Here is a 19,362-nt window from a genome sequence, read left to right as displayed (position 1 = left end):
ATGGCAATGTATGGGTGATTCGGATGCAGCGCGAGGAAGTTCTGGTGATAGCTTTCCGCCGTATAGAAGCCTTTGAAGTCCTCCACACGAGTCACGACTGGCGCAGCAAAAACATGAGCGTTGTTCAGTTGTGCGATATACGACTGCGCAATACCGCGCTGCGTGGCATTCACGGGGAAAATCGCCGAGCGATATTGCGTGCCGTGGTCAGGGCCCTGATAGTTCAACTCAGTGGGATTGTGCGCAACCGAGAAGAATATCTGCAGCAATCGCCCATACGTGATCTGCGTTGGGTCGTAGGTGATCCGCACCGACTCCGCGTGTCCCGTATCGCCGTCGCTGACGGTTTCGTATTGCGCGGTGGAAGCCGCGCCTCCGCTATAACCGGACGCGACCTGTTTCACGCCACGCACATGTTCGAACACACCTTGCACGCCCCAGAAACAGCCTCCCGCCAGCACCGCCGTTTCACTATGCGTTGCAACGCCCTTCTCGTCCTGTACGGGAGCCGGGATCTTCGTGGCGGCTTCAGCCGAATGCGCGACGTGCTGCGCGGCCACAACGCCCAAAGCAACTACAACGAGACCTGTGAGTCGAGTAACGGAGAAACGTTTCCGCGGCGACGCGGTGCGGTTGGATATCGTACGCATGATGGTCATTCCTTTGGATCAGCTTGAAGTTGAGTCAGGCCGCTCGCGTCGGCTTAACCGAATGTGAAGGCAAATGCCTGCACACCCGGATCGAGAAACTCGATCGAGAACGTGTGGTCCTCGACCTGGCCGGTTTGCCGCACCAGTTGATAGAGACGCTGCCCGGTCACGATGCCGCTGCCGTCAGCGGCGACATCGGTGCCGTGCGAGGCGCGAGGCGCGGCACCGTCGACACTTACACGAAACCGCACTGGCTTGCCGTCCTTACCCGGCCCGAGCACCAGATGAAGGTCGCGCGCATGAAAGCGATACACGATGCGTCCCGACGCGGCGACGAGCGTGGCTTGCTCCGCACCCACGTTCCATAAACCGGCGAGCCCCCAGTCATTCACGGCTGGTTGCGACGGCGCTGCATACGTGTGCGCCTTGTCCTCGACCTCCCCGCCCGGCGACGCGAAGTTCTCCGCGCGCTGATAACCGACATAGGTTTCCGGCGATTGCATATCGGCATTGTCGGCTGCGGCTTGCACGCCTTGTGCGCCGGTGCTCGCAATACCGATTGCGATATTCGACGCATTCGCGTGGCCCGCTTCGGCCAGCAGTTGCTGGATCACCTTTTCCGATTCCGCGTAATCGCCTTCGCCGAAGTGGTGATAGCGAATCTGCCCTTTCGCATCGACGAAATAGTGCGCGGGCCAGTACTGATTATTCAGCGCGCGCCAGATCGCATAGTTGTTGTCGATCGCAACGGGGTAGTCGACCCCCAGGTCATGCGTGGCCTTCTTCACGTTGTCGATATTACGCTCGAAGGCGAATTCCGGCGCATGCACACCGATCACGACGAGCCCCTGATCCTTGTACTTCTGCGCCCACGCTTTGACATACGGCAGCGAACGCAGGCAGTTGATACACGAGTATGTCCAGAAATCGATCAGCACGACCTTGCCGCGCAAGTCCTGCAGCGTAAGCGGCGGCGAATTGAGCCATTGGACAGCGCCGTTCAGCGGAGGCAGCACACCCTCGACCAGCAGCGGCGCCGCAGCGGCGGCGGTGCGCATCATCGCCCCGCCCGACATCGCGGCGGAGACCGGTTCGACCACCGCGCCGCCTTGCGTCGCCGGGTTGGCGCTCCTCATCGCGCCGCCGGCGGATACCTCCGCCGGATTCCCGGCAACCCGCGACTTGCCCGGCGCCGCGTTGGGTGAAAGCGTGTCGACGAGCTTCTGTTCGAGACCGCCGGTGGCGACCGTCGAAACACGAGCGAGTACGCCGGTGTCGAATCCGAGCGCGATCGCAGCTACGCCGAACAACATCGCGGCACCAATTCCGCGGCGAACCCATTCGCCCGCGCCCAATGAACGCTTCATCGCCGTGAACACCTTGCCGCCGATCAGGAGCGCCACCGCCAGCGACGTCGCCGCGCCCGCCGCATAAGCCGCCAGCAGCAACGTAGTACCCACGCTCGCGCCGCGCAGTGCCGCGCCAGTCAGCACGAGGCCGAGAATCGGCCCGGCGCACGGCGCCCAGAGCAGACCGGTGGCAATGCCGAGCAGAAACGACGACCCCGCGCGGACCTGGTGGCCATCCGCCTGCGCGAAATCGGACAGACGATTGCCGGCGCTGACGAGCGGCCGCATCAAATGATCGGCGAAGCGCGGAAACAGCAACGTCAGCCCGAAGATCGCCAGCAGCGCGATAGCCAGCCAGCGGCCATACTGGTTGGCCTGCGTGACCCAGCCACCGCCCACCGCCGCAAGTGTCGCGACGAGCGCGAACGTGAGCGCCATGCCGGCGAGCAAGGGCAAGCCGCTGCGCACGAACGGCTGATCGGCGCGCGCGAAAACAAACGGCAGCACAGGCAGAATGCATGGGCTGAGAATGGTGAGGGCGCCGCCAAGATAGGCGAGAACGATGAGTAGCATGTCAGTTCCGAACGTTCGTGTAGACGGTTACAGTGGGCACGCGGGCTCGGGCGTCAGCCGGCGTACAGTTCATTCAGGGCCTGGTATTGCGGAAAGTGCCCCCATGCTAGAGCGCCACCGATGTCGAAGTCCTCACGAAAAGTTAAATTAAATGTGATAACTCGCAGGCCGGAAATTTTGCACAATGGCGCAATGGCTGCCTTTCCCGGCGGCCGTGCCCGGCCCTGCTGCTCAACCGCGCCCTGAACCGCCGCTGAAACCCACCATGGACAATCCGAAGCGCATCCTGATCGTCGAAGACGACGTCGACATCGCCAACGTGCTGAGTCTTCATTTGCGTGACGAGCGCTATGAAGTGGTGCACAGCGCCGACGGCAACGAAGGGCTGCGCCTGCTCGAACAAGGCGGCTGGGACGCGCTGATTCTCGATCTGATGCTGCCCGGCGTCGACGGCCTCGAAATCTGCCGGCGCGCCCGCGCAATGACGCGCTACACGCCGATCATCATCACGAGCGCACGTTCGAGCGAAGTGCACCGGATTCTCGGCCTCGAACTGGGCGCTGACGACTATCTCGCCAAACCGTTCTCGGTGCTCGAACTGGTCGCACGCGTCAAGGCCTTGCTGCGCCGCGTCGACGCCCTGGCGAAAGATGCGCGGATCGAAGGCGGCAGCCTGCGGATTGCCGGGCTCGCAATCGATCCGCTGACGCGCGAGGCGGCCGTCGACGGCAAGCCGATCGAACTCACGCCGCGTGAATTCGACCTGCTGTATTACTTCGCGCAGCATCCCGGCAAAGTGTTTTCGCGCATGGACCTGCTCAATGCAGTGTGGGGTTATCAGCACGAAGGCTACGAGCACACTGTCAATACCCATATCAACCGGCTGCGCGCGAAGATCGAGGCGGATCCGGCCCAACCCGAGCGCATCCTGACCGTCTGGGGTCGCGGCTACAAGCTCGCCGTACCTGGCGACACACCCGCGCCCGCCGGCGCGCAGAAGGACGCATCGTGAATCTGACGCTGACCCAGCGGCTCTCGCTCGTTTTCTCCGTGCTGTTGCTGGCATGCTGCGGCGCGTCGGCCTTCCTGCAAATCCGTTCAAGCGATCTGCACGAAAAGGAGGTCATACAGAGCCTGTCGCGCAATCTCGCCGACCATATCGCGCGCCGCACCACGCTGATGGACGCGAACGGCTTGCGGCCCGACGCGGTCCGGCAACTGTTCGGGCAACTGATGATGGTGAATCCGAGTGTCGAGGTGTATCTGCTCGACAATCAAGGGCGCATTAAAGGCGACGACGCGCCTGTCGGACACGTCAAGCGTGAACAGGTAAACCTGAAGCCAATCCGGCAATTCATCGCGGGCGAGGCACTGCCGATTCTCGGCGACGACCCGCGCAGCACCGACGGCAGGAAAGTGTTCAGCGCCGCGCCGCTGCAACTGAGCGGCCAGGCGCCGTCCGGGTATATCTACGTGGTCCTGCTCGGCGAAGAACACGACGCACTGGCCGCACGCGTGGCGGCCAGTTCCGTGTTGCGGACTACGCTGTGGTCGATGGCGCTAGTTGCCTTGTTGGGACTGCTTGCCGGTTTGACGGCATTCGGCCTCATCACGCGGCCGCTGCGCCGGCTCACCGACGCCATGCGCCGCTTCGACGCGGAGGGCGAGCCCGACACCCAGCCGAACGTGCCGCGCTCCTCGGCAGCCGGACCGCGCGACGAAATCGCGGTGCTCGAAACCACCTTTGCGCAGATGGCGAAGCGCATCGGCGAACAATGGCGCGCGCTGACGCGGCAGGACCAGCAGCGCCGCGAGTTGATCGCCAATATTTCGCACGACCTGCGCACACCGTTGACTTCCCTGCACGGCTACCTCGAGACACTGTCGTTGAAGTCCGACACGCTCGGCGAAACGGAGCGCAAACGCTATCTGGCGATCGCGCTCGCGCAAAGCGTCAAGGTGGGACGGCTCGCCCAGGCACTGTTCGAACTGGCCAGGCTCGAACACGGCAACGTGCAACCTGCGCTCGAGCCATTCTCGCTAACGGATCTGGTACAGGACGTCTTTCAGAAGTTCGAGTTGCCGGCCGAGGCGAGGCACATTCAGTTGCGAGCGGTTATTCCGCCGCGTCTGCCGAATGTTTGCGCTGACCTCGGCATGATCGAACGCGTGCTGACCAACCTGCTCGATAACGCGATTCGCCACACACCCGCCCAAGGATCGATTGAAATCGATCTCGTGCACAAGGACGGCAAGGTGTCGGTCACGGTCAGCGACACGGGGCCCGGCATTCCAGCCGAGCAGCGCGAGGGGTTGTTCGAACGGCCATTCAGCGCCGGCGGCGCGCATCGTGGCGGCGGGCTCGGGTTGCTGATCGTCCAGCGCATGCTGCAATTGCACCATAGCCAGATACGTCTGGTCGACGCAGCGGGAGCGGGCACGACTTTCTGCTTCGAGTTGCCTACGGCTGCCGTCAGGGCGAGTACCGCGGGCCTGCCCCTGTGACGGATCGCAGCAGAACTCGCTGCCGCCAACGCGCGCGCACCTGAGACCGTCGGCATGGTCGTAGCGGCAGCGGCCTTTCACGACACCGGGGAATCAGACGTTAATCGCTGTCTTTCCAAGTCGCCGACGCTCCAGCCAGTTGCGTAGCTGGCCGGCGACGAACGCGCCTATCAGCAGCGACAGATATAGCAGCAGAATGTAATGGCGCCATGCATCGAGCGCGCCCTGATGTGCGATCAGTTTCGAATCGGGCTGCAACGGCCCGGCACTGATCGCCATGACCGCCTGCTTCATTCGTATAAAACCCGCGGCGGACAACAGCGGCAACAGAACGAGCAGCGCAACCAGAACGGGCTTCGCGCGGCGCGCCATAGCATGATGACGCATGCGCAGCCACAGTCCGAGACAACCGTGCAACCAGCCCGGCGCGAGCAATGCGAGCTGCAAGCCTTGCGTGCCGCTGGTGATGAGCGATATCAGAATGCGTTCATAGTTCGGTTCAAAACCGTAGAGCGATGACGCAAGACGGGTCGACACGGCATGCCGGATTAGCAGCAGAGGCAGACTCAGTCCCGCCCAGAGTCGAACCCATTCAGTGAGCGGAAGCGTCCAGTAGCGGCGCCCATAGATGGTTCGCAGCGCCAGCGAAAAATGTAGCAACGCCGCGCCATACAGAAGCACGGTGCCAGGCACGCTGCGCCACAACCGCAGCGCCAGCACGAGACCGCGCCCGGCAAGATCCAGCGACCAGATCCCCAGCGCGTGATTGACCAGATGCAGAAAGAGGTAGATCAGCAAAACCACACCGGACACGAGCTGAAAACGGCGCAGTAACGTATGCACGGTCGACTCCCTGACATTGAGCGCGGACAAACCCGGCGGCCGCCGCAGCAGCGATATCGTCTCGCGTCGGGTGGCTCGCGGAAAGTCAGCCGGGCACGGTGTCGTCCCAGCGGGGTTACGTGTTCGAATCATGTCAGGCCCCACGCGCAGACCGTTCCTGCCGGTTGTCGTCCGCTCTTCGGTTCACCGCCGTATGGCGAATAGCGTCGGCAAATTTCTGAAGTGCCGACAGTGAACCGCAAACGCTGTGGTATTCCTCCCGGCCTATCCGGCCGTCGAGAATAACCGCCATTCCTGACTGACGGGCCATGTCGATGATGTCCATTTGAGCACCCCCAATTCGTGTCTTCACGACTGTAAGACGCCGCATTTCACGTGGTTATTCCCGCTCTCCTTTTAAACACGTCACCCGGAATAAGAAATCCATTCCGACGGTTTACCGGTTCAGAGCGTGCTGATGCCGGCTCACGTCGAGTTCGAACATTGCGCTCGCACATTGAGGAGTATTGACATGAAACTGATCTCGCTGAACCGGCGCGCCGTGCGGGCCCTGTCTGGCGCATTCGTCATGAGCGCGGCCTTTCTGGTGAGTTCGACCAGTGTTTATGCGCAAACGTCTGCCATGCCCGGCACGCATCAAGTCACGCGCGCCGAAGTGCGCCATGAACTCGAGGAACTAGAAGCCGCTGGATATGACCCGTCCCGAGGCGACGACAACGACTATCCCGCCGACATTCAGGAAGCGGAAAGAAAAGTCGCCGCCATGCACGCAGCCCAAAAGAATGCGCTCAATGACAACCAGCCGGCAATGCAGACCATGCCGATGCATTAACGGCAATTCTGGATGGGCGAACCTGCGGAAAGCGGGCTCGCCCTTCGATTGACGCTGTTCCGGCCAAAACTGGGATCGACTTGGAGGCAGTAAGCGGAGCGGTGAGCGATCCGCTTCGAAGCGTGGATTCGATCATTCGCGCCCTGTTCGACGTGGATCCTCCTCCGCGTAAAGCCTGTTGTCGTTCAACCGACACCCAAGCCTTTGACTGTTGGATTAGCCGCACCACCCGGCACCTTCGCCGTATGCGGTTAATCGCCGGCATCTCCTTTGTTATCAGCGGCTTGGCGGTGCAAAAGCGAAACTGGCATGTCCTGTGCGCTATGACTAGCCGAGCACTCATCAACGTGCTCAACCAAATAATCTTTCTCAAGGAGCACGTCATGAAAGAACTGAAGATCGACGAGTTGCATCGCAACGAAGAAATGACCTCTTCCGACATGGCTCGTATTGTCGGAGGAACAACGAAAGAGCCCGTCGGCAAACCGACGCATATCGACGCGATGAACGGCGTCCTCACATTCGGCGATGGCTCGAAGTGGTCGATGGACCTCAACGGCAAGCTACATCCGCTTTAAATCGATAACGGCCGCATGGTTCCCCGGTGAGAAGGCAGGAACTTCAACTTCTCATCGGTGACCTGTCGAGCACATCCGGCACGATTGGCTAACCGGAAAGCTTCGTTTTTTCCGAACCATTTGTTCGTAATTGGCAGGTTTATTCGATCCACCGCATGCCGCAGACTGGGTTCATCTTCACTACGGACATATCCGCGAAAGGACCCTATCATGCGCACCTATCCCCGTAACAGCCCGCAAGCCGCAGCACGCATCGTCGCGCTCGCTCTCACCGCCGACGGCCACGTCAGCAGTTCGGAAGAGCGTGTGCTGGACAGACTGGATATTGCCGGCGAACTCGGTCTCGCACCGGCACAATTCGAGCAGATCGTGCAGACGCTATGCGAGGATCACTCGGTCGCACAGCCTTCATTTGCGCCGCCGGTGGGTCATCTCGATCCGGCCATGCTGACGACCTTGATCGACGAGATCGACGATCCCGCGCTGCGTCGCAAGGTGATTCGCCTATGCGTGGCCGTGACGGTCGCCGACGACTTTCTGGCGGACGGTGAAATCGCCGTGCTTGCCGCCGTATTGAATGCGTGGGGCCCCAATCTGACGCCTGCCGCGCGACGTCAGGGCCTCCCCTCGCACGTGTTGCGTAGTTATAACCGCGCGCCAGCCACCACCTGAGACGCGAGGCCGTGATGTTGGCCGCGACGCGACCGGATGGCGTGGATCTCTTCGATCACGCCGTCCGCGCGGCCGAGCCAGCGCAGGCCTCGCAGCAGCGACAGGTCTTCCGCGCCCAGTTCCGCGAGCGGGAATACGCCGAGGCCGCGCGCGGCAAACACCGCCATCAACGCGCTGTCCTCGAACTCGCCGACAATGCGCGGCCGGATGCCTTGCGCCTCGAACCACCGGTCAAGGCGTGCGCGCAACGCGGCGTGCCGGGTGGGCAGAAGCAGAGGCACCTCTGCGAGGCACTGCGGAAAGCCCGCGCGCGCGGACTTGCGGACCATCTCCGCCGGGCCGTACCAATCGACCGGCGAACCCGCAAGGCGCTGGCTCAACACGCGCAGGTCGGCATTGTGCGGCGCCGGCTGGCACGCGAGCACCAGATCGAGCCTGTGCAGCGCAAGCTCCGACATCAGCTCCGCATGCTCACCCTCGTGGCACAAGAGCCTGAGCGACGGCGTGCCGAGCACCGGCGCCAGCAGCGCGTGTGCCGCGAGCTTTGAAATGCCGTCGGAAAGACCCACCGCGAGCCGCGCCACGCCTTCCCCACCCGCCTCGCGCATCTCGTCGAGCAACGCCTCGCCGATCTGAAAAATCTGCTCCGCGCGATTGAATGCCGTCTCGCCGGCCTCCGTCATCGTGACGCCGCGCCCGGCCGGTTTCAACAGCTGGCGGCCGATCGATTTTTCCAGCTCGCGCACCTGCGCGCTAATGGTCTGAACCGCCATATCGAGCCGCTCGGCCGCGCGCGCGAAGCCGCCTTCCTTCACGACGATCCAGAAATAGTACAGGTGACGGTAGTTGAGCATGGCGTAACACTTCGAAAAAATCGATATAACGATCAGATTATCACTGATTTATTCGAAATGCGGTGGCGGCGATCATGACGCTATTCCGACGTTACCTGCATTCATTCGCTTACGGACACCATGGACTTTCTGCTCACACTCGCTTCCGACCCTGCTGCATGGGCAGCGCTCCTCACGCTGGTCGTGATGGAGATCGTGCTCGGCATCGACAACCTGATTTTCATCTCGATCCTCAGCAACAAGCTGCCGGAAGCGCAACGCGCCCGCACGCAGCGTCTGGGCATCATGCTCGCGCTCGTGCTGCGACTGGGCCTGCTCGGTACGGTTGCCTGGATTGCGCAGTTGACCGCGCCCGCCGTCACGCTGTTCGGCCACGCGTTTTCGTGGCGCGATCTGATCCTGCTCGGCGGTGGTCTGTTCCTCGTCTGGAAGGCGACGCGTGAGATTCACCATCACGTGGTGCATGCGGAAGAAGAACGCGGCAACGCGAGCAGCACCGTGCAGTTGACCGTGGCAGGCGCGATCGGCCAGATCCTGCTGCTCGATATCGTGTTCTCGGTCGACAGCATCATCACGGCGGTCGGCATGACGGACCATATGCCGATCATGTTCATCGCGGTGATCAGCGCGGTGCTGGTCATGCTGTTCGCAGCGCGTCCGCTGTCACGCTTCATCGATCGTAATCCGACCATCGTCACGCTCGCGCTGAGTTTCCTGCTCGTGATCGGCATGACGCTCATTGCTGAAGGTTTTGGCTCACACGTGCCGAAAACATACATCTACGTGGCGATGGCTTTCTCCGCGTTCGTCGAGGCGATGAACATGCTGGTGCGCCGCGCGAAGTCGAAGCGCGTGCCCAGCACCGGGGAATGACCGATAGCGCGGGAAGTTGTTGACGGATCGGACGGCTCGCACGATCGAGCGTTCGATGCCTTTCTACTCTTGAGGAGCGACACCATGAAATGCCCTGTATGCAAGACCACCGACCTGCTGATGACCGAGCGCCGCTCGATCGAAATCGACTACTGCCCGGACTGCCGCGGCGTGTGGCTCGATCGCGGTGAACTCGACAAGCTGATCGCGCAGGACGCCGCGAGCCTCGACACGGCGCCCGCGACACGCGCAAGTCGTGAGGGCCACCGTGATCGGGAACACTCGTACGACAGCCACCGTGGGTACGACGATCGTCGAACGGACTATCGGACGCGAAAGAAAAAGCGCTCGATTTTCGACGTGTTCGATTTCGACTGAGCAGCGCCAGTCAGGATGAAAAAGGCGCCGGCAGTATGCCGTCGCCGCCACCGTTAGCGTGCTTTGCCGCGAGCGCTCTTGCCGGGGGTACCGGCGCGCGGGGCCTCTTTACCCACCGGCGCCGTGGCGCCGTTGATCTGCTCCATCCACGACAAGGCGTCGACATAGGAGAGGAACTGCTTGAGATAACCGGGCGATACCTCGCGCATGAGCGAGAGCGCACGATGCACGAGGCTGCTCGAGTTCAGCGGACCGGCGTTGCCAGGCACCTGCTCGAGCGACTGCCGCATCTGCTTCTCGGTACGGACTTTGGACCAGACTTCCCTGAAGTAATCCAGTTCCGCCAGTTCCGGGTACGAGGCGGATCGCGGCGAGCCGTTCGTCGCCAGCGCATGTTGACTCGCGATGGAGTCGACGAGGCCCTTCAGCGTTGCCTGCGCGGGCTCGTCTGGCAACGACACCGTGCGGTCCGCGCGCCTTAAGGCGTCGGCATCGTCCGTCGAGCCTCCTGAACGTTCGATCTGCCCACCATACGCTTCCAGCAGACCGGCTAACCGGGCATCCAGAATCCGTCGCGCCTCGCCGCTGTGGCCGGCCGCGCGCCGGGCCAGCGCCTCGATGAAATGAAAGCGGACCGGATCCAGACGATCGGCGCCGCGCGCGCGCCACGCGTCGAGCGTCGCCCGGGCTCCGTTTGCCGGATCGCTGTCGGGCTTACTCACGAGGCTTCACCGTGGAAGACGACGGGCGCGGGACCGGCGCGATTTCCACGCGCCGGTTTTTGGCGCGTCCCTGCTCGTCGGCATTCGAACTTACGGGTTGGCCGGAGCCGAACGCGGCTGCAAAGAGCGACGAGGCAGGCACGCCGTCGTCGATCAACGCGCGCGTCACCGTCAACGCGCGTTGCGCCGACAATTCCCAGTTATCGGCGAAACGACGGTTGCCTTCGCGCAAACGCTGGTCGTCGGTAAAGCCGCTCACCATCAGGATCTCGTCATTGGCGCCGAGATACGCGGAGAGCGGCCCGGCCAGACTCTTGAGCAGATCCCGCCCTTGCGGCTGCAATTGATCGGAGTTCAGCGCGAACAGCACATTGCCGCTAATGCCGATGCGGCCATTCACGAGTGTCACGCGCCCGGCCGCGAGCGGGCCCGCGAGCGCCTGCTCCAGCGTCTTGCGGCGCTGCGTTTCGAGCTGACGCTGCTTGACCTCCTGTTCCAGCTTGTTCGACAGCTCCAGTTGCACGCCAATGACGCCCACCAGAATCAGTACGAAGGCGCCGAGCAGCACCGACATCAGGTCGCCAAAAACCGGCCAGATCGGCGCGACCTGCTCCACGCCGCCGTCGATGTCCTCGCTCATGCCGCTTCAGCTCCGGCTGCCGCGCGCCGCCCGGCGAGCTGCTGCAGGTCTTCTACGATCTGCTTCTGCGACATCACGCTCAGGTCGATGACTTCCCGCGCCTGCGCCACGTAATACGCAAGCTGTTCGTCGCTGCGCGCGAGCGATTTGTCGAGCGCGGTTTCGATACGCTGCAAGTGCGCGACCAGCTTGTCGTTCGACTCGCCGAACACTTGCACGGCGGCGCCGAACGCTTCGCCGAGGCTCGCCACTTCGACAGCGCTGCCGGTGACTTGCGCGGCCACCGAGCCCAGCTTGCCGGTTTCGAGTTCGATCCTGTCGGTGAAGCGTGTCCCCACGCGCTCCAGCAAATCCGCCGAAGTGGCGACGAGCGCGTCGACGGCCGTGCGCTGCTCGGTGGATGCGTGATTGACCGCGTCGAGCAGCGTTTCCAGCGTTTCGAGCAAGCGGCTGCGCTCCTGCAGCATCGCGGTATCGCGCACCATGCTGTCGGAGAGTTTCTGGCGTAATTCGGCGACGACTTCGGCGGCGGCTTTGGGTGCTTCCGAAGCCGCTTGCACGAGTTGCCCGATCTCGGCGATCGTGCTGCTCGCGTGTGCCTGTGTCTGGGCCGAAATATCACGCGCGGTTTGCGCCAACGTCTCGCAGATTTCCTGCTGACGGCTCGCGGTGCGCGCGCCCGCCTGTTCCCATTCGTGGCTCAACGTCGTCGCCATCGCTCCGAGCGCCTCGGTCCAGGCGGCCAGCCTCTGCTGATCCCGCGCGGCCAACTCCGCTTGCAGGTTCGCCGCGGCCTTCGGCGCTTCCGCCGCGGCCTGGACCAGCCGGTCGATTTCGGCAATCGTATTGCTCGCGTGCGCCTGCGTCTGGACCGAAATGTCGCGTGCGGTTTGCGCCAGCGTCTCGCAGATTTCCTGCTGACGGCTCGCGGTGCGCGCGCCCGACTGCTCCCACTCCTTGCTCAACGTCGCCGCCATCGCGCCAAGCGTGTCGGTCCACGCTGCCAACCGTTGCTGATCCCGCGCGGCCAACTCCGCTTGCAGGTTCGCCGCGGCCTTCGGCGCTTCCGCCGCGGCCTGGACCAGCCGGTCGATTTCGGCAATCGTGTTGCTCGCGTGAGCCTGCGTCTGGACCGAGATGTCGCGCGCGGTTTGCGCCAGCGTCTCGCAGATTTCCTGCTGACGGCTCGCGGTGCACGCGCCCGACTGCTCCCACTCCTTGCTCAACGTCGCCGCCATCGCACCGAGCGCCTCGGTCCAGGCGGCGAGCCGCTGTTCGTCCTTCGAGCCCAACTCGGTCTGCAACTCCGCGTGCGACTGCCCCACGCCGCGCAACAGGGACGCCGCGTGCTGCTCGAACGTCGCGGCAGCCGCCGCCAGGGCTTGCTGGTTGCTCGCGGCAAGCTTCTCGCCGACGCTTTCCTGGCGCGACAGCGCCTCGTTCCAGGCCTGCGACACGCCACCCACCGCGCTTTCCAGGCGTGCGGCGACGCCGTCCAGCAAACCGGCCGAGCGCTGTTCGAACGTGCCGGTGAAGCGATCCAGCGTGTCGCGCAGGTGCTGTGCCAGTTCCTCACTCGAACGCTGATGCCCTTCCAGAGCCTTGTTCCAGATGTCCGCAACGGTCGTGGTGCTCGCCTCGAAGCCGCTCGACAGTCCGTCCAGTTGCCGCTGCACCGCGTGCGTGACGGTCTCGTGCAACGCGGCCGTTTCGCGCGCGAGACCGGCCATCGTGGCCTCCATGACCGGCTGCAGCGCCGCGCCGGCGGCACGCGTGCTGTCCGCGACGCTCGCCTTCAACGACTGCTCGACCGAACTGGCGAGGCGCGTATAAGTGGCCTCGGTCCGGCCATGGAAAGCCTCCTGGCTCGCGATCTGCCGCTCATTCAAGGCGAGGCTCTGCTGCTCGATGGCCCCCATCATCGTCTGCAAGCGGTCGACCAGCGTGGGCATCACCTCGGCCTGACGTTGCAGGAGCCGGAAGGCTTCTTCACGCTGATGACTCTGCGAGTAGATGCGCAAGGTCGTCGCGATCTTCACGTCGAGCATCTGCGCGGCCTGCAGGCGCTCGCGCCGGCACAGCGCGGACAGCAGCCCCAGCATGGCGGAACTCGCCACGCCCGCAATCGAGGTGCCGAACGCAAAGCCCAAACCCTTGACCGGCGCGGCCAGCGAGGCGCGGATCGCCTGCAGGTCGGTTGCGCTTTCCAGCGCCATGCCGGTGCCGCGCAAAGTGGCCACCATGCCGAGCAGCGTACCCAGCATGCCGAGCAGCACCAGCAAGCCGACCAGATAAGGCGTCAGCGCCGGACCTGGCAAGGCCACGCGCTCGCCCTCGACACGCAGCCGCACCGCGTTGCGCAGGCTGGGATGCAAGGGCTCGAGCCATGCGCCGAGGCTTGGCGGCGGCGCGGACAGCCCCGCGACGGCGCGCGTCAGCGTGCCAGTAGCCTCGCGGTAGCGGTGCAATTCGAGCGCGCCCGCCACGTAGCAAGCGCCGATCAATAAAGTGACGGCCAACGCCAACGGGTTCGAAACGGCGTAGCCGGCGGCGATCCAGCACACAGCGGCCAGACCAGCCAGAAACACAACGAGATCAATACGATATCTGGACATAGTGTCCCAGTTAGCTGGCGCGAAGGGCGGCGAGCAACCCTTCGACCGGTTGTAAACGAATATCCAGTTCGGCAAGCAACACGCTTTGCATATCCTTGCGGAACAGGTTCAGCCATGCGCCGGGCGTGACCGGCGTTGCGTCGCCGGTGGCGTCGCCTGCAGAGTCACCCGAGGCCGCAGCCTCGGCCTCGGCCTCGGCGGCGGTAAGCACCGCCTGCTCGGCCGCGCGCAAGCGCTCGAAGTGCCCCGCGAGCAGCCCGGGCACGGCAGCCAGCAGATTGCGCTCACGTTCGCTCAGGGCGCGCTCCATGACCGCGTCCACCACCGCGAGCCGCGCCATGGCGGGCGTTCTGGCCGCCAGCATGGCTCGCAGACGGCCGCGCAGATTGCCGATGCCCGTTTCCATCGACTGCTGGAGGGCAAGATAGCGCTGACGAAAAACCGCGTAGTCGGCCGCCGGCTCCGTGGGCGCAATCCGCGACGGCGCGTGAGCAGCTCCGTGTCCATGTCCGTGCGCGTGTCCGTGTCCATGGCGCCGCGCGGCAGCGAATACGCTGTCGCCCGTGATCGCCTTCGCCAGCGAACTGCGCGCGCGCACATAGTCCGCCTCTTCGGCGCTGCCGAAAACTCGACCGCCGGCCGCGACAGCAGGCGGATTGCCGTTCAGCGCCGAGGACAGCGCAATGGCGTCGGTCCAGCCGAGCCATTGGCTAAGCCGGTCCGAGAGCGATTGCCTGGATTCGGGAATGTCGGCATCCGCGAGGCGAGCCAGTAAGCGAATGAGCGCCGGGCCGCTGAGCGCGGTGCGCGGGGGGGCTTGCAACATACCACCGGAGTCAAAAAAGTCAGCAGTTTACACGCTGACGGGACCGGGGCGGCTGCCGTGCGATCCATTGGCCGTGCGCAAGAGGCATTGGATCGTGCCGAACGCCCTGCCGACGGGCCTTCCAGCCTGCTGCTCCAGCCGCTTGCGCAACGCGCTGAAGCGCGACGCCCCCGGTCGCCGCAAGGTTCTTGCGCATGCATTGCGTGATGCCGGGTTCGGCCTTAGATCTGGACGACTCCATGTAAGATAAACGTTCGCTTCATTGCGCCTGCGCTCGGCGCCGCGCGACCCGAATGTCGGACGATCGGATCGCGGAAATCTTCGAACAAAGTGACTTCAGGCGAGGCACGTCAATAGAATGAAATTCGATACGGTTGTGCTCGGGGCGGGCATTGTCGGCGTGTGCATTGCCGTGCATCTGCAGAAACGCGGCCGCCAGGTCGCGCTGGTGGATCGCAAACTGCCAGGCAATGAGACGTCGTTCGGCAATGCAGGCCTGATTCAGCGCGAAGGCGTCTATCCCTATGCGTTTCCTCGTGGGCTCGGCACGTTGCTTCGCTACGCGCGCAATCAATCACCGGACGTTCGCTACCATGCCGACGCCATCCTCAAGACCACGCCCTTCCTGTGGCGATACTGGCGCAACTCTCATCCGTCGAGGCACGCCGCCATTGCGAAGTCGTATGCGACGCTGATCGAGCATTGCGTGAGCGAGCACCGTGCGCTAGCCGCCGACGCCGGCGCAAGCGCGCTACTGCGCCCGATCGGCTGGATGAAGGTGTTTCGCACCGAAGCGGTTCTCGAGAAGGAAGCGCTTGTCGCCGAACGTTGGCACAGGGAATACGAGGTCCAGTTCGAAACGCTCGACGCCGCCCGCCTGCAGCAGATCGAGCCCGATCTCGACAAGACGCTCGTGGGTGGCGTGCGCTATCCGCAATCCGATTCCGTGAGCGACCCGAACGCACTCGTCACCGCGTACGCGAAGTATTTCGAAGCGCTGGGCGGACGGTTTTTTATCGGCGATGCGGATACGCTTCGCGAAGGCTGGCAGGTCGATACGGAGGAAGGCACGATCTCGGCAGCGTCCGCTGTCGTGGCGTTGGGGCCGTGGTCGGATCGCGCGAGCGCGCGCCTCGGTTATCGCTTGCCGCTCGCCGTCAAACGCGGATATCACATGCACTACGCGCCGCAGGGAACGGCCCGCCTGCATCAGCCGGTGCTCGACGCGGAAAACGGCTACGTGCTGGCGCCCATGGCACGCGGCATCCGCTTAACGACGGGCGCGGAAATCGCCCACCTCGACGCGCCGAAAACGCCAACGCAGCTCGCCGCCGTCGAACCGGCCGCCCGCGCGCTTTTTCCGCTGGGCGAACGTCTGGATGCCGAACCGTGGATGGGCCGGCGCCCCTGCACGCCGGACATGATGCCGATCATCGGCCCCGCGAAAAAGCACGACGGTTTATGGTTCGCGTTCGGTCACGCACATCATGGGCTCACGCTAGGTCCGATCACAGGACGCCTCGTCGCCGAAATGATGACCGGCGAAGCCACCGTCGTGGACCCGCGGCCGTTCAGCGTGGAGCGCTTCTAACGGCAAGCCTCGCCGGCGGCAACATACCGGCAGCTCCATTGTTCGTTATCGATTACTACCGCACGGCGCACCATTTATTGCCGAGATCGGCGGCGGACAACGCGCCGCCGAATTCCGCCGCGCTTACAGGACGACTGAAGAAGTAACCCTGCAGCATGTCGCAACCCATCTCGAACAGAGCCGTCGCCTGCTCGTGTGTTTCCACGCCCTCGGCTGTCGTCGTCATGCCGCATGCGTGCGCCATCGTCACGAGCGCAAGCACGATCGCGACCGAATCGCGATCGTGCGGCAGGCCCGCGACGAACGAGCGATCGATCTTCAGATTGTGCAAAGCAAAGCGCTTCAGATAGGAGAGCGACGCATAGCCCGTACCGAAGTCGTCGATGGCGAGCTTGACGCCGAGATTCGCTAGCGCCGCCGTGGCCGCCGACACCACTGGGTCATTCGGCAACAACATGCCTTCCGTTATCTCCAGTTGCAGCGCCGATGGATCGAGCCCATTGCGCTCGAGACACGCGGCAACGTGCCGCACGAAGCGTTCGTTGACCTGGAGCGGCGAAATGTTGACGGAGACAGCGAGTTGCGGCGCAAGGCTCCAGCGCCATTGCCCGGCCTGCGCGCAAGCCTGTTCCAGCACCCAGTCTCCGATTCTCTCCATCAAACCGGCTTCTTCGGCAATCGGAATGAACTCGGCAGGAGCGACCTCGCCCAACTCGCTATGGGTCCAGCGCAGCAGCGCTTCCGCGCCGACCGTCTCGCCCGAGGCACTGTCGACGATCGGTTGATAAACGAGCTTGAGTTCACCGGCCGCCCGTGCGCCGCGTAACAACGCTTCGATCCTGAAGCGGCGTTGCAGCTCGCATTGCATGTCAGCCGTGAAGTATTGCGCACGGTTCCGGCCGTGCTGCTTCGCGTGGCTCATCGCGAGACCGGCGTCGCGAATCAGTGCGGCTGCGTCGCGTGCTTCACCGCAGGAGCGGGAAATGCCGATCGACACGCCCACGTAGTATTCACTGTCGCCGACCTCGATCGGTGCGGTGAACAGCTCGAAGATCCGGCGCGCGTAGGCGCAGATCGTCAGCGGGTTGCCGCGGTCGTCGACGACGATGAGAAATCCGTCGCCACCGATGCGCCCCAACAGACCACGTTCACCGATCACTCCCTTGAGCCGGCCCGCGACGTCGCGCAAAACGTAGTCGCCGACATCGTAACCGCCATGATCGTTGATCTTGCTGAAGCCATCGAGATTGACGAACAGCACGGCAATGCGTGCCGCGCGCGGCGATTTTAGTAAATGCTGAAGGCACTCAGCAACGTAGACGCGATTGTGCAAACGGGTAAGCGAGTCGAGTACCAACGCATAGCCGGCGTGATGAACAGGCTCCGGCTGAACAGTACTCGCACCGCAGCGTATAGGGCGTGCGGCTTCTTCGCGAGGCAAACAGGAGATTGAATCGCTTGCACGCGCTTGCATGCGGCTGTTGGTCGCTGGGTGAGTCATCTTGGCACTCCTGCACTTTACACTTCGTCCGGGGAGAACAGCCGGAAAGGGGTGGACCAATCGCGCCAGCATCGACCCTTCGGGCCGCTGTACACGAGTGACGCATTGCCAACGCGCATAACGAATTGACAGACAGGGCCGGAGCAGGGAGACTTGAACAAGCTGCGCGGCGTGAACACCTCGGGGTGGCATTCGTAACAGTGCCGCCACGATATCCCGGCATCGCCCGCCCGAAAACGGGTCGTCCGAGTGAACGCGTAAAGCAAAGCTGAACACTTTGCTGCACGCCGCACGAACCACACAATTAAAAAGTGAAAATTCACCAGCTACGTGCGCTTGTCGCCATTGCGGACGCGGGCAGCGTCCGCGGGGCCGCGCGACTGCTCAATTCGTCACCCGCTGCAGTCACTCAAAGCCTTCAGTATCTGGAAGAAGCCGTACGAATGCAGCTCGTAGCCCGCACTTCGTCGGGCGTCACACTGACCGAATGCGGGCAGACGCTGCTCGCCCATGCGCGGCTTATCGTCGCGCAGATGGCGCGCGCGCATCAGGCCGTGGATTCAATGCGCGGCGATCCAAACGGGCGACTCTCGATTGCCGTAACGGCATGGGTTGCGATGACGTTTTTGCCGGAGGCGGTCGCGCGTTTTCGCGAAAGAATGCCGGACATCCAGCTCAACGTCTTCGAAGGCTTGATCGCCATCGCCAACCCGCGTTTGCGCGACGGCAGCCTCGACATCTTCGTCGGCAGGCAAACGCCAGGGATGACTAACTGCGAGTTCAACTACCGGCCGCTGTTTTCTTCGAGCCTCGCCATCGTCGCGCGGCAGGATCATCCGCGCGCGAACAGCCGCTCACTGACCGATCTGCTCGATCTCGACTGGCTCGTCGCGCTCGACCCCGAAACCGAGGGGCAGGCGCCGTACCGGATGTTCCTGCAGCACGGCTTGCCCGCGCCGCGCAGTATTCACTTCCTTCACTCGTTGACCGTCGCCTTGCCGCTGCTCAAGCGCATGGACATGGTCAGCATCTTTCCGTGGCCGCTCATCGAATTGTGCGCGGCCCGCGAGGGCTTATGCGCGATCCCCGTGCGGGAGCAGCTCGACGAGTCGATGGTCGGGATCATCACGCGCGCCGGTCAACCTTCGGACGCTGCGGCGATGTGTTTTATCGACTGCCTGATCGATACGATCCGCGACGAATCGTGGGCGCGCACGCCCGACACGCTGCGCGCGACGCATTCGGTGGAAATACTGGTTTAGCGGCCCACGCGCGGCCGTTCAATACGAACCGGGCGCAGCGCTGGGCCTGCTCGCGACATACCTGGTCAGCTCGCGTGTCCAGATCGAACCCACAATAA

Annotated in this window: 19 protein-coding genes; 9 read left to right on the top strand and 10 right to left on the bottom strand. The window is 63.5% G+C overall.

Features of this window, described 5'->3' with window-relative positions; all coding sequences use genetic code 11:
* Both msrA and P0D70_RS15605 read right to left on the bottom strand, forming a co-directional pair.
* Nucleotides 1–650: peptide-methionine (S)-S-oxide reductase MsrA (msrA, locus tag P0D70_RS15610; protein WP_408185167.1), on the bottom strand; the 650-nt coding region annotated here is incomplete at its 3' end.
* Nucleotides 651–703: 53 nt separating this feature from the next.
* Nucleotides 704–2,572, bottom strand: coding sequence for a cytochrome c biogenesis protein DipZ (locus P0D70_RS15605; protein WP_408185166.1), 1,869 nt, complete (start codon nt 2,570–2,572; stop codon nt 704–706).
* 265 nt (nt 2,573–2,837) lie between these two features.
* Between P0D70_RS15605 and P0D70_RS15600 the strand changes: the two genes are divergently transcribed.
* Together P0D70_RS15600 and P0D70_RS15595 are read left to right on the top strand one after the other, a co-directional pair.
* Nucleotides 2,838–3,584 (top strand): response regulator transcription factor, encoded by a 747-nt coding sequence (locus P0D70_RS15600; RefSeq protein WP_091809173.1) that lies wholly within the window; start codon nt 2,838–2,840, stop codon nt 3,582–3,584.
* A complete protein-coding gene (locus P0D70_RS15595; protein WP_408185165.1) occupies nt 3,581–5,077 on the top strand; it encodes a HAMP domain-containing sensor histidine kinase in 1,497 nt (498 codons plus the stop codon). Before P0D70_RS15600 ends, P0D70_RS15595 begins: the two co-directional genes overlap by 4 nt.
* A gap of 93 nt (nt 5,078–5,170) precedes the next feature.
* Here the strand turns inward: P0D70_RS15595 and P0D70_RS15590 are convergent, their stop codons facing one another.
* Nucleotides 5,171–5,920: a hypothetical protein gene (locus P0D70_RS15590; protein ID WP_408185164.1), complete on the bottom strand. Its 750-nt coding sequence runs from the start codon at nt 5,918–5,920 to the stop codon at nt 5,171–5,173.
* Between the two features lie 133 nt (nt 5,921–6,053).
* Nucleotides 6,054–6,245, bottom strand: coding sequence for a hypothetical protein (locus P0D70_RS15585; RefSeq protein ID WP_408185163.1), 192 nt, complete (start codon nt 6,243–6,245; stop codon nt 6,054–6,056).
* Nucleotides 6,246–6,431: 186 nt separating this feature from the next.
* Here P0D70_RS15585 and P0D70_RS15580 point away from each other — a divergent pair, with 186 nt between their 5' ends.
* The 3 genes from P0D70_RS15580 to P0D70_RS15570 all read left to right on the top strand — a co-directional run bounded on the left by P0D70_RS15580 (nt 6,432) and on the right by P0D70_RS15570 (nt 8,002).
* Nucleotides 6,432–6,752: a DUF4148 domain-containing protein gene (locus P0D70_RS15580; protein WP_408185162.1), complete on the top strand. Its 321-nt coding sequence runs from the start codon at nt 6,432–6,434 to the stop codon at nt 6,750–6,752.
* Between the two features lie 101 nt (nt 6,753–6,853).
* Complete coding sequence (locus P0D70_RS15575) at nt 6,854–7,330, top strand: hypothetical protein (RefSeq protein WP_408185161.1); 477 nt, start codon at nt 6,854–6,856, stop codon at nt 7,328–7,330.
* Between the two features lie 210 nt (nt 7,331–7,540).
* Nucleotides 7,541–8,002, top strand: coding sequence for a TerB family tellurite resistance protein (locus P0D70_RS15570; protein ID WP_408185160.1), 462 nt, complete (start codon nt 7,541–7,543; stop codon nt 8,000–8,002).
* Here the strand turns inward: P0D70_RS15570 and P0D70_RS15565 are convergent.
* Nucleotides 7,975–8,856 (bottom strand): LysR family transcriptional regulator, encoded by an 882-nt coding sequence (locus tag P0D70_RS15565; protein ID WP_091807166.1) that lies wholly within the window; start codon nt 8,854–8,856, stop codon nt 7,975–7,977. The two genes, P0D70_RS15570 and P0D70_RS15565, sit on opposite strands and share 28 nt — an antisense overlap.
* Nucleotides 8,857–8,976: 120 nt before the next feature.
* On the opposite strand from P0D70_RS15565, the gene P0D70_RS15560 reads away from it, so the two are divergent.
* Both P0D70_RS15560 and P0D70_RS15555 read left to right on the top strand, forming a co-directional pair.
* Nucleotides 8,977–9,729: a TerC family protein gene (locus tag P0D70_RS15560; protein WP_408185159.1), complete on the top strand. Its 753-nt coding sequence runs from the start codon at nt 8,977–8,979 to the stop codon at nt 9,727–9,729.
* An 84-nt stretch (nt 9,730–9,813) separates the two neighbouring features.
* Nucleotides 9,814–10,107, top strand: coding sequence for a TFIIB-type zinc ribbon-containing protein (locus P0D70_RS15555; RefSeq protein WP_408185158.1), 294 nt, complete (start codon nt 9,814–9,816; stop codon nt 10,105–10,107).
* A 53-nt stretch (nt 10,108–10,160) separates the two neighbouring features.
* Here P0D70_RS15555 and P0D70_RS15550 read toward each other — a convergent pair whose 3' ends face one another.
* From P0D70_RS15550 to P0D70_RS15535, 4 genes are read right to left on the bottom strand one after another with little or no spacing between them, the layout of a single operon-like run.
* Nucleotides 10,161–10,829 (bottom strand): DUF2894 domain-containing protein, encoded by a 669-nt coding sequence (locus P0D70_RS15550; protein WP_408185157.1) that lies wholly within the window; start codon nt 10,827–10,829, stop codon nt 10,161–10,163.
* The gene (locus tag P0D70_RS15545; RefSeq protein WP_408185156.1) at nt 10,822–11,469 is read right to left on the bottom strand and encodes an OmpA family protein; all 648 of its coding nucleotides are present in this window, start codon (nt 11,467–11,469) and stop codon (nt 10,822–10,824) included. Before P0D70_RS15545 ends, P0D70_RS15550 begins: the two co-directional genes overlap by 8 nt.
* Nucleotides 11,466–14,084, bottom strand: a complete 2,619-nt coding sequence (locus P0D70_RS15540; RefSeq protein ID WP_408185155.1) for a DUF802 domain-containing protein — start codon at nt 14,082–14,084, stop codon at nt 11,466–11,468. The genes P0D70_RS15545 and P0D70_RS15540 overlap by 4 nt, the downstream gene beginning before the upstream one ends.
* Before the next feature lie 10 nt (nt 14,085–14,094).
* Nucleotides 14,095–14,910 (bottom strand): DUF3348 domain-containing protein, encoded by an 816-nt coding sequence (locus P0D70_RS15535; protein WP_408185154.1) that lies wholly within the window; start codon nt 14,908–14,910, stop codon nt 14,095–14,097.
* A 358-nt stretch (nt 14,911–15,268) separates the two neighbouring features.
* On the opposite strand from P0D70_RS15535, the gene P0D70_RS15530 reads away from it, so the two are divergent.
* On the top strand, nt 15,269–16,501 hold the full coding sequence (locus P0D70_RS15530) for an NAD(P)/FAD-dependent oxidoreductase (protein ID WP_408185153.1): 1,233 nt from the start codon (nt 15,269–15,271) through the stop codon (nt 16,499–16,501).
* 55 nt (nt 16,502–16,556) lie between these two features.
* Here P0D70_RS15530 and P0D70_RS15525 read toward each other — a convergent pair whose 3' ends face one another.
* Nucleotides 16,557–18,002 (bottom strand): putative bifunctional diguanylate cyclase/phosphodiesterase, encoded by a 1,446-nt coding sequence (locus P0D70_RS15525; RefSeq protein ID WP_408185152.1) that lies wholly within the window; start codon nt 18,000–18,002, stop codon nt 16,557–16,559.
* 311 nt (nt 18,003–18,313) lie between these two features.
* Here P0D70_RS15525 and P0D70_RS15520 point away from each other — a divergent pair, with 311 nt between their 5' ends.
* The gene (locus tag P0D70_RS15520; RefSeq protein WP_408185151.1) at nt 18,314–19,264 is read left to right on the top strand and encodes a LysR family transcriptional regulator; all 951 of its coding nucleotides are present in this window, start codon (nt 18,314–18,316) and stop codon (nt 19,262–19,264) included.
* Nucleotides 19,265–19,362: the final 98 nt, after the last annotated feature.

Origin of the sequence: Paraburkholderia sp. RL17-381-BIF-C (genome assembly GCF_046026435.1) — a bacterium.
Classification (GTDB): Bacteria; Pseudomonadota; Gammaproteobacteria; order Burkholderiales; family Burkholderiaceae; genus Paraburkholderia.
The sequence above is the reverse complement of the archived record's forward strand: the minus strand, read 5'-3'. Positions and strand labels throughout refer to the sequence as shown.